This is a genomic window from Flavobacterium endoglycinae, assembly GCF_017352115.1.
Taxonomy (GTDB): domain Bacteria; phylum Bacteroidota; class Bacteroidia; order Flavobacteriales; family Flavobacteriaceae; genus Flavobacterium; species Flavobacterium endoglycinae.
The window spans coordinates 3,682,218-3,695,588 of record NZ_CP071448.1; the positions used below are offsets into that span (position 1 = coordinate 3,682,218).

Here is a 13,371-nt window from a genome sequence, read left to right on the forward strand (position 1 = left end):
AATATTCCTTTTGAAAACAAAGCTTTTTATAATTACACCGCCTTTTACACAGCTGAATACACCGTATCCGGCAACAGCTTATATAAAAGGTTTTTTAAATACTAAAAATATCCAATCAGTTCAAGCTGATTTGGGTATTGATGTGATTTTGGAATTGTTTTCAAAAAAAGGACTTGAAAGATTATTTCAATCCCACAACCCACAGCCCACAACCGACAACTGTAAAAGAATTTTTGCTTTACAGGATGAATATATCAAGACAATTGATCCTGTTATTCAGTTTTTACAAGGAAAAAATCCAACTTTAGCGTTACAAATCTGTCAGGAAGATTTTCTGCCCGAAGCTTCTCGTTTTGCGCAGTTGGAAGAACTCGATTGGGCTTTCGGTTCAATGGGAACTCAGGATAAAGCCAAACATTTAGCGACTTTATACCTCGAAGATATTTCGGATTTTATCGTAGAATGTGTAGATGAAAATTTTGGCTTTAGCCGATATGCCGAACGTTTAGGACGAAGCGCCAATTCATTTGATGAATTGTATCAAGCTTTACAGCAACCGCCAACTTATATCGATTCGATTTTAATTTCACTTTTAAAAGCTAAAATTGAAACTGTAAAACCAACCTTGTTTTTAATTTCTGTTCCTTTTCCTGGGAATTTATATAGTGCATTTCGATGTGCGCAATGGGTAAAACAAAACCATCCTGAAATTAAAATTTCAATGGGCGGAGGTTTTCCGAATACCGAATTGCGTTCGCTTTCGGATAAACGCGTTTTCGAATTTTTTGATTTCATTACTTTAGATGATGGTGAAGTGCCAATTGAGGAACTTGTTGATAATTTGTCATCCCGAGCGGAGTCGAGGGACGAGAAGCATTATAAACGAACCTTTTTATTAGAAAATGGAGAAGTCGTTTACAAAAACAATTCCCTAAAACACGATTATAAGCAATCACAAGTAGGAACTCCCGATTATTCTGATCTGCCTTTGGATAAATACATTTCGGTTATCGAAATCGTAAATCCAATGCACCGAATGTGGAGTGACGGACGCTGGAATAAATTAACCATGGCGCACGGCTGCTATTGGGGAAAATGTACGTTCTGCGATATTTCGTTAGATTATATAAAAGTATACGAACCTGTTGCCGCAAGTTTGCTTTGCGATCGTATCGAAGAATTAATCGAACAGACAGGACAAAACGGTTTTCATTTTGTAGATGAAGCAGCACCGCCAGCTTTAATGCGTGCGCTGGCTCTTGAAATTTTAAAAAGAAAACTAGCCGTGACTTGGTGGACAAATATTCGTTTTGAAAAAAGCTTTTCAAAAGATTTATGTCTATTGCTAAAAGCTTCGGGATGTATCGCCGTTTCGGGAGGTTTAGAGGTGGCTTCAGACCGATTATTGAAATTAATAGATAAAGGGGTTACGGTTGAGCAAGTGGCAAAAGTTACCCGAAATTTTACCGAGGCCGGAATTATGGTTCATGCGTATTTAATGTACGGATATCCTACACAAACAATTCAGGAAACGGTTGACAGTCTTGAAATGGTACGCCAGTTGTTTGAAGCTGGAGTTTTACAGTCTGGATTTTGGCATCAGTTTGCATTGACGGCACATAGTCCGGTTGGGTTGTATCCGGAGAAATTTGGCGTGAATAAAAAAACAGAAGCCGTTGGAACTTTTGCCAATAACGATATTGAATACAATGATTCAACTGGAATTAATCACGATAAATTCAGTTTCGGATTGAAGAAATCTCTCTTTAATTTCATGCACGGAATCTGTTTTGATTATGAACTGCAGGAATGGTTTGATTTTAAAATACCAAGAACCAAAATTCATCCTGATTTTATTTTCAATGCGCTCGAAGAACAAAATGATTTCAATACCAAACCAAATGCAAAAGTAGTTTGGCTTGGCGGAAAACCTTCGGCAGAAATATTCACAAAATCCAAAAAAGGAAGAAGCTGGGAAATGATGTCCCTAACTTTTCATGATAAAAAAGAAAGTTTTGCGATTCAAACCAGTAAAGAAGAAGGCGAGTGGCTGACTTCAATTCTTTCTAAAATTTCGATTTCGAATGCTAAAAATTATACTTTTCAGGAAGTGAAAAATGATTTTGAAACTACCTTAGAAGACTTTGAATTATTTTGGTATTCAAAACCAATTAATACGTTACGTGAATTTGGACTTTTGGTTTTATAATTAATATTCGATCGCATATCCATCATTTGGAATCGCCGTTTTAGATAAAAGATTGTTCTGCGAAAGCGCTCTTTTTAATTCCTCACGCGTTGTTGGGCAATGATTTAAAGCTTCAAGATGATTGGCAAAAACTTTTCCGGGAGCCAAAGTCACAAATCTCAAAATGTCGTTCATTTTCATTAATAAAGGCTGTCCAATATCCAATCGGGCAGTTCCGCAGGCAACGGTCGAAATATCTGGTTTTAGTTCGATAAGCACCTTTTGCACATCATCTGTAAAAATAGTGTCGGAACTTATGTAAACTGTTTTCTCGTTAGGAAGTTCAATAAAAAATCCCATTACATTTCCCATCAATTTGGCTATAAAACCATAACCATGAACGGCCGGGATTCCAATAATTCGTCCGCCTAAAAAAGGCTGTGGTGTCCAATATTCTAAAGTTTGAATAATATTTAAACCTCTTTGAGTAAGTTTTTTTTCGTCTTTTACGTTGCAGATTACCGGAATACTTTTTCTTCTTAAAAAAACTTCTCCCGCTTTGTCGATATGATCCGGATGTAAATGTGTAATTAAACAATGGGTTACCTTACTCAAAATTTCCCTGCTGTTTTTAGGAAGAGCGACAAGAGGATTTCGTTTCGGATTATATCGAAAAATGGTAAATGGCGGAATTGTTTTTCTCTTGCCTAACATTGGGTCAACCAGAATCACATTCTCTTCTGTTTCGATAACCAATGTAGCATTTCGCAGGTGATGTATTTTCATGTCAGGGGAATTTAGAACTTAAAAATACAAAGATTTTCGAAAAACCATTTACAGATTTTTCTTTATTTTTAACAGAATTGTTAATAATTAGCGTCAGAATTACAACAAACTATCCAATCAAAAAGCGAAATCCAATTCCGTGTAGATTTTCAATTGAAATCCCTTCTTCATTGATCAAAATCTTGCGAAGGCGTGATATAAAAACGTCAAGACTTCTTCCCATAAAATAATCATCAGTTCCCCAAAGTGCGGTTAAGATCTGCTCTCTTTTTAGAACTAAGTTTTTATTGTCTAGAAAAAGTTTTAGTAATTCGGCTTCACGTTGTGTTAGACCAACTTTTTCATCGTCATTGAAAAGAATAAAATTTTTAGTGTCAAACTGATATTTTCCAATTTCATAAATTGATTTTTCAGTCTTATTATTTTTCTGGGAACGTTTTAAGAAAACTTCAATTTTCAAAATTAATTCTTCAATACTAAATGGTTTTACCAAATAATCATCGGCACCTAGACGAAGTCCTTTTATACGATCTTCTTTTAAAGTTTTGGCCGAAAGAAAAATAATCGGAATATCAATATCTATTTTACGAATTTCCGAAGCCAGTTCGAAACCATCCATTTTCGGCATCATAATATCTAGAATACAAATGTCGAATTCTTCTTCTTTAAAAGCTTCCAATCCCGCTTTTCCATTTAAACAATGCACTACCTCATAATTATTTTGCTCCAGATTATCTTTGGTCAAAAATGCTAAAGTTTCATCGTCTTCGGTATAAAGTATTCTGAATGGCTTCATTTTTTATAAGGAATTGAAAGAGTTATCGTAACTCCGTTTGTTACATTGTTTTCGGCTTTTATTTTCCAATTCTGCAAATTGCAGATTTCTTTTACGTAATACAATCCAAGTCCAAAACCATTCACTTCATTGCTTTTCTCGTTTTGTATACGATAGAATTTATCAAATATAAAAGATAATTTTTTAGGAGCAATCCCAATGCCATTATCTATAAACTCAATTTTTAGAGTTGAATTTTCTTCAGAAATTTTAACGGTAATTTCAGGTTTTTTATTGCAGTATTTAACCGCATTGTCAAGAAGATTGTAAACCAGATTTGCAAAATGAAAAACATCAGTTTCGAGAACATATTCATTAGAAATACTTTCTATTTTAATGCTTGCATCAGGATATTTTAGCTGAATATTTTCAATCGTTTCTTCAATAACAGGAATTATTAAGACATTTTCTTTTTTTAATTCCAGCGGAGTATGATCAGACTTGGCAACACTTAATATTTTTTCAACATGATGATTCAGTTTGTTTCCTTGATTCACAATGATTTCAGCATATGTGTGCAATTTTTTATTCTCTTTAATGAGATTTTGTTCGCTCAAATATTTTGAAGCAATTAAAATGGAAGAAAGAGGGGTTTTAAATTCATGCGTCATATTGTTAATAAAATCACGTTGCAGCTCCGAATATTTTTTCTGCTGTAAAAGTGTTACAATCGAATACACATAAATCAATAATATAAGAATCAATGCAATTGAAAGTACAAACCAGAAACGCATTGAACTAAATAAATACGTGGTTTCATTAGGAAAACGAACCGCGAAATAATAAACGAGATTTTTATGTTTAGGGAAATAAACCGTTTTTTTGCATTCTGCTTTTTTCTTCGAAAGCGAAATATAATCTCCATAAATCATTTCGTCGCTCTGGCAATTGTACATCGCATATTCAAAATCGGTCGTGATATTCATTTTTTTGAATTCCGTTTTTAAATAGAATTCCAAAATATCAGGTTCGAAATCATTATCGACATTTACAATATAATAGTCATTTGCAATTTTCTGAACCGGATTTTGCACCGGAAGTTCGTGATTTGTGCCTTCGTATAATTTTTTAGCTACTTCAAGAAGAGCGATGTGCGCTTTTTGACTCAGCTTTTTCTGCTCAATTGTAAACGCTTCTTTCGTCCAAAGTAATTGCGCAACCAAAATACTGATAATCGCTACCAGTCCTAAAACAATGATACTATTGAGTTTGTTTATTTTCAAGAATAAAGAGTTTTCAAGGTGTAATATTAAGCAATTTTATAGTGAAAATAGGCGATTAACAAGTCGTTAACAAACATTTGAAACCGCTTAACAGCGATTTGTTCAAAGCTGAATTACTTTTGAAATGTAAAATTCGAACTATAAACCATTAAATATTTTAACTATGAAAATTATCAAAATTTCTATGCTGGCTGTAGCGTTAAGTTTAATGTCTTTTTCAGCGATCGCACCAGTGAAATCTTTAGTTTCTGAAACTAAAAAAGTTGAAACAGCTTCTACAATTGTTTGGAAAGCTGAAACAATTGATGTTGGACAAATTCCGCAGGGAACTCCAAAAGCAATTGTATACGAATTTAAAAACACAGGAAAAACAGCAGTTGTAATTACAAATGTTCAGGGTTCATGTGGATGTACTGCAACAGATTACACAAAAGAACCAGTTTTACCTGGTAAATCAGCAAAAGTGACTGCCACTTATAATGCGGCAAACAAAGGCGCTTTTACAAAAACAGTTACAGTAACAACAAGTGCTGAAACGGCTCCAAAAATACTTACTTTAAAAGGAACTGTTATCTAAAATAAAGGTTGGTTATAAAGTGAAAAGCCCTGAATACGTAGTCTATTCGGGGCTTTTTTTATGACAAAATATTATTTTTAGAATCATTTGATTTTACCAAAACTTTTCTACTTTTATTAAAAAAATCATTATGAAAATTTGGTGCAGATTTGCTATTATTACGCTCCTTTTTACTATTGTTTCCTGTAACTCAAAAGGAGATAAAAAAGAAGAAAATCAGAAGAAAGCAAAAGTCGTTATTCCCGAATTAAAACTTGTAATTGACAGTACGGCGATTGCTAAATTTTATGAAGCATATCCGAAACTGCAAAACTTTCAAGGTGAAGTCGCGTCTTTATACACTAAAAAACAATCAACCCAATTGTGGCTGGATAATAAAGGTGTTGTCGAGTTTGGAAATACTTTATATAATAAGTACAAAGAATTAGAAACCGAAGGCTTAAAAGCAAATTTTCCGTACAAGGAAATCAATTCTATTTTTGAAAATAATACAGATAATAAACTCTCAAAAGTCAACACCGACTTGATGATTACGAATTTGTATTTCTATTATGCCGAAAAAGTATACCGCGGTTTTGATGAAAAAACATCTCTTTCGTTAGAATGGCTTTTGCCGAGAAAAAAACTCAACTATCAGGTTTTAACCGATTCGATCTTCAAAAAATCAACTATAAATGATGATAAGAAGAGCAAGATGTTCAGCCAGTATTACAAACTTCGTGATGCTCTTCATCAATATAGAGAAATTGAAAAGAAAGGCGGATGGAAAACCATTGAAACTGATGAAGATTATAAAAGTTTAAAACTAGGCGATTCTTCAGCTGTGATTGCTCAAATTAGAGAAAGGCTTTTTATAACCGGAGATATTAAAGAAGATACCAAAAGTGCGGTTTGTGATTCGACGTTAATCAGCGCGATGAAAAAATATGAATTTCATCACGGTTATGCACAAAAGAACACTATATTATTGGAACATATTAATGATTTGAACATTCCAGTTTCTGATCGAATCAAAACCATTATTGCCAATATGGAGCGTTGCCGATGGATTGATCCAGAACTTGAAAAAGGTCAGAAATACATTGAAGTCAACATTCCTGAATTTAAATTGTACATAATCGAAGATGGCAAAATTGCTTTTACATCGCCGGTAGTGGTAGGAAAAGCAATGACCAAAACCGTTATTTTCAGCGGCATGATGAGCAATATTGTTTTTAGTCCGTATTGGAATGTACCGCCGAGTATTATTGCAAAAGAAATAAAACCCGGAATGGCGAAAAACAAAAACTATCTCGCTCAGAAAAACCTAGAATGGAATAACGGAGCGGTTAGACAACTTCCGGGGAAAAATAATTCGCTTGGTTTGGTGAAATTTTTATTTCCAAACACCAGTAATATTTATCTGCACGATACTCCTGCAAAAAGCTTGTTCGAAAGAGAAAGCAGAGCCTTCAGCCACGGTTGTGTACGTGTAGCAAAACCACGTGAACTGGCAATTGAATTGCTAAAAGTAGATCCGCAGTGGAATCCTGAAAGAATCGACAAAGCCATGCATGCCGGAAAAGAAAGCTGGTATACGTTAAAGAAAAAAGTTCCAGTTTATATTGGTTATTTTACAGCTTGGGTAGATCGTGAAGGAAATCTAAATTTCTACAAAGATATTTACGACAGAGATGAAAGTCTAATTAAACTTTTAACGGAAGAATAAAGTTTAAATTCCAATTTATAAAAAACAAATTCCAAAGTTGGATGTAAAATTTAAGTTGCCACAAATTGCACAAATTACAATTTTTAATTTGTGCAATTTGTGGTTTAAAAGATAGCTAAAAAATAAATTCGTGAATTCGTGGCTAACAAAAAAAACTTATTCCGATAAAACATCCACACATTTATAAAAACGTTTGGTATAATGGTCTGTATCAAGTGCTGTTATAGTTACTTGCTGTGCTTTTCCAGAAGAAGCATGAATAAATTTCGACTGCATGCCGTTGGCTTCACAGATAATTCCAAGATGACCAATTATGGTTCTGTCTTTATACCCATAAAAAACTAAAATATCTCCAACTTTAAATTCTTCAGGTTTTAAAGTTTTGCCAATGTTTTTATAACCGCTTGAACTTCGTGGCAATGTCTTTCCAAAATGGCTGAAAACATAACTCACAAATCCAGAACAATCAAATCCTAAAGCTGGATTACTGCTGGCATATTTATATGGCGTTCCTAAATGTTTTTTTGCAAAAACAATAATCGAATCGCGATTGATTTCAGTTTGAAGTTTAGTGTTTTCAACTCGTATTTGAGATTCTTTCTTTTGTGGTTTAAACGAAGAGAAGAAAAATACAGGCAGTAAAAATAGCAATAGGAACGTTCTCATTTTTTTAGTTTTATCTAAATTAAAACGCTAAATTTAAATTGTTATTTTATTTTAAAAAGAACAGAAACACCCTAAAAAGTACAAATATGTATGGTTAGCCTCCAAACGATGTGTTTATGTGGTGTTTTTTTATTGCTTTTTGACATTTTAGTATCTTTTTAAATATTTTCTTTCTAATATATTTGTGAATTGTATTTATATTTTAACAAATAAATTATGTTTCCCAAAAAAATAGCACTTTTAATTTTATTTTTGCTGATTTCGATTATTTCGACTTCTCAAACGCTAAATTCAAATAAAACTTTCTTATATCAAGGCCGAGTAGAAAAATTACAAAACGATGAGGTCATTTTAATTGGAACCGCTTCTTCGGTTTCCTTTAATTTTACAGGAACAAAATGTTCGATTTCCCTTCAAAGCGTCGATTCGTATGAACATCATAATTATGTTTCTTTAGTTTTAGATGGAAAATACTTGGGTAAAATCAGGGTTGAAAAAGGAGCAGTCCAGTCATTTCCAATACAAGTAACTTCCAATAAAAAAGAACATCATTTAGAAATCTATAAAAATACAGAAGCGCAAAGTGGTAATATTTTGTTTGCCGGGACAACTGCAAAACTGACTTCAATTTCATTTAAAAAGAAAAAGAAAATCGAGTTCATAGGTGATTCTATTACATGTGGTGCCGCCAGTGATGGTTCTGATGTTCCTTGCGATCAAGGAGAATATTTAGATCATCATAACAGTTATTATGCTTATGGGCCAAGAATTTCCAGAGCTATTGGAGTTGATTATTTAATGAGCTGTGTATCTGGAATTGGAATGTACCGAAACTGGAACGACGAAAATAAAGACGAAGCTATAATGCCTGATGTTTATCAAAATTTATATTTAACCAAAGACGCTTCAAAACCTAAATATGATTTTGCTTTTCAGCCAGATATTATCAGCATAGCTTTAGGAACCAATGATTTTTCGGGTGGAGACGGCAAAAAAGAACGCTTGCCTTTTAATTCCGAAAAATACGTTTCGAACTACATCAATTTTATTAAGATGCTGTACAAGCATAATCCCAATGTGCAGATCGTAATTACCAACAGTCCAATGGTAAATGATGACAGATCTGTTGTTTTTGAAGATTGTTTGAACCAAGTAAAAAAAGCTTTTGATACTGATAAAACACACAAACCTATTCAGATTTTCAAATTCAAACCTATGAAACCAAAAGGTTGTATAGGACATCCAGATGTAGAAGATCATAAAGTTTTAGCTGTTGAATATGGACCATTTTTAAAGAAACTTTTAAATGAAAAATAAAATACTATTCCTTTTCTTTTTGATGATGTATGGTTTTGCAGAAGCAAATGTTACACTTCCGAATATTTTTGGAGATAATATGGTTTTACAGCGCAACTCTGAAGTGAAAATCTGGGGCTGGGGAAATCCAAAAGAAGAAATTAAATTAGTTTCGGGCTGGAACAATCAGGAATATAAAACCGTTGCAAGCAATCAAGCAAAATGGGAATTGACAATTAAAACTCCAGAAGCAGGAGGCCCCTTTACGATTTCTATAAAAGGGTATAATGAAGTGGTTTTAAAAAATATTCTCATTGGCGAAGTCTGGCTTTGTTCAGGTCAGTCAAATATGGAAATGTCGGCAAGCTGGGGAATCGATAATGGCGATGAAGAAGTGAAAAATGCTGCAGATCCGAATATTCGTTTTTTCACCGTTCCGAAATTAACCGCCGCAAGTCCGCAGAATAATTTACTCGGAAACTGGACGGAATCGACTCCAGAAACCATGAAATATTTTAGTGCTGTTGGTTACTTTTTTGCGAAACGCTTACGAGAAGATTTGAAAAATGTTCCAATTGGATTGATTTCTTCTAATTGGGGCGGAACTCCTGCGGAAATCTGGATGCCGGAAGAAGTAATAAATAGCGATCCCATTTTATTAGAAAATGCCAAAAAACTCAACGAACAGGAATATGGTCCGCATCAGCCGGGGCGTGCATACAATGCAATGATTCATCCAATTGCAGGATTTAAAATTGCAGGAACGCTTTGGTACCAAGGAGAATCAAATGTAGGTTCGCTGGTTTACGATAAAACTTTAGGAGCTTTAATTACTTCTTGGCGAAAAGAATGGAAAGAAAATTTCCCATTCTATTATGTTCAGATTGCGCCTTATAAAACGGGAACGAATAATTTTTCGAACGTAATGGTTCGTAATTCTCAACGAAAATTATTAAAAGAAGTTTCAAATACAGGAATGGTCGTGATTAGCGACATTTCAGATACGATCGATATTCACCCAAAGAATAAAAAATCTGTTGGAATTCGTTTGGCGAATCTGGCTTTGGCTGAAACCTATAAAACCAATTCTAATTTGGTAAACGGTCCATTGTTTACCGATTTTAAAATTGAGAAAAACAAAGTAATCGTTTCTTTTGATTATGCTGACGGATTGTATTTCAAAGACAAAAAATCAAATCAATTTGAAGTAGCTGGAGCAGATGGAGTTTTTGTTCCCGCCCAAGCTTCGATAAAAAATAATCAGGTGATTTTGACCAGTAAAAAAGTTGTAAATCCAGCGAAAGTGAGGTTTGCATGGGGAAATACAACGCAGTCGGATTTGTTTAACAAAGCAAACCTGCCTGCTTCTTGTTTTACGAGCGAATTTTAGAGTGTAGATTTTAGATTTTAACCACTTGTCAGGCTGAGCGAAGTCGAAACCCGCACAGCATAATTTAATCTCGCAAAGTCACAAAGGCGCAAAGTTTTTAAAACTTAGAACCTTAGTACCTAAGAAAAAACTAACTAACCATGAAAAATAAAAAAATAATAATTATTGGGGTCTTGTCCCTGTTTACAGTTGGAAACATGAATGCACAAAAAAAGCCGTATCTGGATAAAAATAAAACTATTGAGCAGCGTATTGATTTGCTTTTGCCTTTAATGACTTTAGAAGAAAAAGTGGGACAGATGAATCAATACAACGGTTTTTGGGATGTTACCGGACCTGCGCCAAAAGGGGGAACAGCCGAATTAAAATACGAACATTTGCGAAAAGGATTAGTGGGTTCAATGCTGACGGTTCGTGGCGTAAAAGAAGTTCGTGCGGTACAGAAAATTGCAGTAGAAGAAACTCGTTTGGGAATTCCGTTGATTATTGGTTTTGACGTCATTCATGGTTATAAAACATTAAGTCCGATTCCGTTGGCAGAAGCGGCGAGCTGGGATTTAGAAGCCATTAAAAAGTCGGCAGCGATTGCAGCTGATGAAGCTTCGGCATCTGGAATTAACTGGACTTTTGGTCCAAATGTCGATATTGCAAATGATGCGCGCTGGGGTCGTGTGATGGAAGGCGCAGGCGAAGATCCGTATTTAGGAAGCAAAATCGGTTATGCGCGTGTGAAAGGTTTTCAAGGAGAAACCGTTGCTGATTTGGCAAAAGTAAATACGATCGCCGCTTGTGCGAAACACTTTGCGGCTTACGGTTACGTTGAAGCGGGATTGGAATATAATATTGTAGATATCAGTAATTCTAAATTATACAATTCGGTTCTGCCTCCTTTTGAAGCAACGGTTCAGGCAGGAGTTCGTACGTTTATGAATTCGTTTAATACTTTGAACGGCGTTCCGGCAACAGGAAATGCTTTTTTACAAAGAGATATTTTAAAAGGAAAATGGAAGTTTGACGGATTTGTAATTTCTGATTATGCATCGATTCGTGAAATGATTGCACACGGATATGCCAAAGACGAAGCTGATGCCACGGCAAAAGCTGTAATGGCAGGTTCTGATATGGATATGGAATCTTATTTATATGTGGCAAAACTAGTGGATTTAGTAAAATCTGGAAAAGTAAAAGAAGATTTGGTTGATGATGCCGTTCGCCGAATTCTTCGTGTGAAATTTGAATTGGGATTATTTGATGATCCGTACCGATATTGTGATGAAAAACGTGAAAAAGAAGTTGTGGGAAGTAAGGCCAATAATGAAGGCGTTTTGGATATGGCAAAGAAATCGATCGTTTTATTAAAGAACGAGAAGAATTTACTGCCGCTAAAAAAATCAGGACAAAAAATCGCTTTGATTGGTGCTTTAGCAAATGATAAAAACAGTCCTTTAGGAAGCTGGAGAATTGCTGCTTCTGATGATACTGCAGTTTCGGTTTTAGAAGGAATGCAGCAATACAAAGACAATCAATTGGTTTTTGAAAAAGGTGCCGATTTATTAAAACAAAAAGCAACTTTTTTAACCGAAACAGTTTTCAATACTACAGATAAAACTGGTTTTGAAGCAGCGAAAAAAGCAGCAAAAAATGCAGATGTTGTCGTAATGGTTTTAGGTGAATACGGTTTTCAAAGCGGTGAGGGAAGAAGCAGAACTGATTTGAATTTGCCTGGATTACAACAAGAATTATTAGAAGAAATCTACAAAGTGAATCCGAATGTGGTTTTGGTTTTAAATAATGGACGTCCGTTGAGTATTCCATGGGCAGCCGAAAATGTTCCAGCAATTGTGGAAGCTTGGCATTTAGGAACTCAGACAGGAAATGCTGTGGCGCAGGTTTTATACGGAGATTACAATCCGAGTGGAAAACTGCCAATGTCATTCCCGAGAAATGTAGGGCAGGTACCAATTTATTACAACAAATACAGCACAGGAAGACCAACAGACAGCGATAAAAACGTTTTTTGGTCGCATTATATGGATGTAGAGAAAACGCCTCAATTTCCATTTGGTTTTGGATTAAGCTATACCACTTTCGATTATAAAAAACTGAAATTGAATAAAACGTCTTTTGCAAAAGGCGAAAAAGTTGAGGTAAGCGTTGAAGTTACAAACTCTGGAAATTATGATGGAAAAGAAGTCGTTCAATTGTATATTCATGATGAATATGCGAGTATCGTTCGTCCAATTAAAGAATTAAAAGGTTTTGAATTGGTGAATCTTAAAAAAGGAGAAACTAAAACCGTAAAATTTACTTTAACAGATAAAGAACTTGGTTTTTATGATAACGAAGGAAAATATCTTGTAGAACCAGGAACGTTTAAAATCATGGTTGGAGGAAGCTCTGATAAAGGATTGCAGGGTGGTTTTGAGATTCTCTAAGGTTCAAAAGCACAAAGTAACAAAGGTTCAAAGTTTTTTTAATCTCGCAAAGTCGCAAAGACGCAAAGATTTTTCAATAGCCCCTAGCTTTAGCTAGGGGAATAATAATAGAATTTGAAAAGGCTTTAGCCAAACTATTGTTAGTTTGGCTAAAGCCTTTTTCTTCTTTATTGTTTTTCTCATCCAGCTAAAGCTGGACGCAATTCAAACTTATATTTAAAAATTAAACTTTGCGTCTTTGCGACTTTGCGAGATTAAAAAAACATA

At 34.6% G+C, this 13,371-nt stretch carries 10 protein-coding genes; 6 read left to right on the top strand and 4 right to left on the bottom strand.

What is annotated here, in order from left to right:
* Positions 1 to 10: 10 nt before the first annotated feature.
* Positions 11 to 2,209, top strand: coding sequence for a B12-binding domain-containing radical SAM protein (locus J0383_RS16405; protein ID WP_207295059.1), 2,199 nt, complete (start codon positions 11 to 13; stop codon positions 2,207 to 2,209).
* On the opposite strand, the gene J0383_RS16410 is transcribed toward J0383_RS16405, so the two are convergent.
* From J0383_RS16410 to J0383_RS16420, 3 genes are all read right to left on the bottom strand, one after another.
* The gene (locus tag J0383_RS16410; protein WP_207295060.1) at positions 2,210 to 2,974 is read right to left on the bottom strand and encodes an MBL fold metallo-hydrolase; all 765 of its coding nucleotides are present in this window, start codon (positions 2,972 to 2,974) and stop codon (positions 2,210 to 2,212) included. It abuts the gene before it with no gap.
* A gap of 109 nt (positions 2,975 to 3,083) precedes the next feature.
* The gene (locus J0383_RS16415) at positions 3,084 to 3,770 is read right to left on the bottom strand and encodes a response regulator transcription factor (protein WP_207295061.1); all 687 of its coding nucleotides are present in this window, start codon (positions 3,768 to 3,770) and stop codon (positions 3,084 to 3,086) included.
* Positions 3,767 to 5,032, bottom strand: a complete 1,266-nt coding sequence (locus tag J0383_RS16420) for a sensor histidine kinase (RefSeq protein WP_207295062.1) — start codon at positions 5,030 to 5,032, stop codon at positions 3,767 to 3,769. Before J0383_RS16420 ends, J0383_RS16415 begins: the two co-directional genes overlap by 4 nt.
* A 163-nt stretch (positions 5,033 to 5,195) precedes the next feature.
* On the opposite strand from J0383_RS16420, the gene J0383_RS16425 reads away from it, so the two are divergent.
* Both J0383_RS16425 and J0383_RS16430 read left to right on the top strand, forming a co-directional pair.
* Positions 5,196 to 5,609: a DUF1573 domain-containing protein gene (locus tag J0383_RS16425; RefSeq protein ID WP_207295063.1), complete on the top strand. Its 414-nt coding sequence runs from the start codon at positions 5,196 to 5,198 to the stop codon at positions 5,607 to 5,609.
* A gap of 130 nt (positions 5,610 to 5,739) precedes the next feature.
* Complete coding sequence (locus J0383_RS16430) at positions 5,740 to 7,317, top strand: L,D-transpeptidase family protein (RefSeq protein ID WP_207295064.1); 1,578 nt, start codon at positions 5,740 to 5,742, stop codon at positions 7,315 to 7,317.
* 156 nt (positions 7,318 to 7,473) lie between these two features.
* On the opposite strand, the gene J0383_RS16435 is transcribed toward J0383_RS16430, so the two are convergent.
* The gene (locus J0383_RS16435) at positions 7,474 to 7,983 is read right to left on the bottom strand and encodes a C40 family peptidase (protein WP_207295065.1); all 510 of its coding nucleotides are present in this window, start codon (positions 7,981 to 7,983) and stop codon (positions 7,474 to 7,476) included.
* A gap of 216 nt (positions 7,984 to 8,199) precedes the next feature.
* Here J0383_RS16435 and J0383_RS16440 point away from each other — a divergent pair, with 216 nt between their 5' ends.
* The 3 genes from J0383_RS16440 (at position 8,200) to bglX (ending at position 13,104) form a co-directional block, all read left to right on the top strand.
* Positions 8,200 to 9,300, top strand: a complete 1,101-nt coding sequence (locus J0383_RS16440) for an SGNH/GDSL hydrolase family protein (protein ID WP_207295066.1) — start codon at positions 8,200 to 8,202, stop codon at positions 9,298 to 9,300.
* On the top strand, positions 9,290 to 10,669 hold the full coding sequence (locus J0383_RS16445; protein WP_207295067.1) for a sialate O-acetylesterase: 1,380 nt from the start codon (positions 9,290 to 9,292) through the stop codon (positions 10,667 to 10,669). The genes J0383_RS16440 and J0383_RS16445 overlap by 11 nt, the downstream gene beginning before the upstream one ends.
* Positions 10,670 to 10,809: 140 nt before the next feature.
* Positions 10,810 to 13,104 carry a beta-glucosidase BglX gene (gene bglX / locus J0383_RS16450; protein WP_207295068.1) on the top strand — a complete coding sequence of 765 codons (2,295 nt, stop codon included), beginning with the start codon at positions 10,810 to 10,812 and terminating at the stop codon, positions 13,102 to 13,104.
* The last annotated feature ends 267 nt before the right edge of the window (positions 13,105 to 13,371 follow it).

Coding starts and splice junctions, on each gene's coding strand:
- J0383_RS16410 (WP_207295060.1), bottom strand. CDS start 2,974: ATGAAAATACATCACCTGCGAAATGCTACATTGGTTATCGAAACAGAA.
- J0383_RS16415 (WP_207295061.1), bottom strand. CDS start 3,770: ATGAAGCCATTCAGAATACTTTATACCGAAGACGATGAAACTTTAGCA.
- J0383_RS16425 (WP_207295063.1), top strand. CDS start 5,196: ATGAAAATTATCAAAATTTCTATGCTGGCTGTAGCGTTAAGTTTAATG.
- J0383_RS16430 (WP_207295064.1), top strand. CDS start 5,740: ATGAAAATTTGGTGCAGATTTGCTATTATTACGCTCCTTTTTACTATT.
- J0383_RS16435 (WP_207295065.1), bottom strand. CDS start 7,983: ATGAGAACGTTCCTATTGCTATTTTTACTGCCTGTATTTTTCTTCTCT.
- J0383_RS16440 (WP_207295066.1), top strand. CDS start 8,200: ATGTTTCCCAAAAAAATAGCACTTTTAATTTTATTTTTGCTGATTTCG.
- J0383_RS16445 (WP_207295067.1), top strand. CDS start 9,290: ATGAAAAATAAAATACTATTCCTTTTCTTTTTGATGATGTATGGTTTT.
- bglX (WP_207295068.1), top strand. CDS start 10,810: ATGAAAAATAAAAAAATAATAATTATTGGGGTCTTGTCCCTGTTTACA.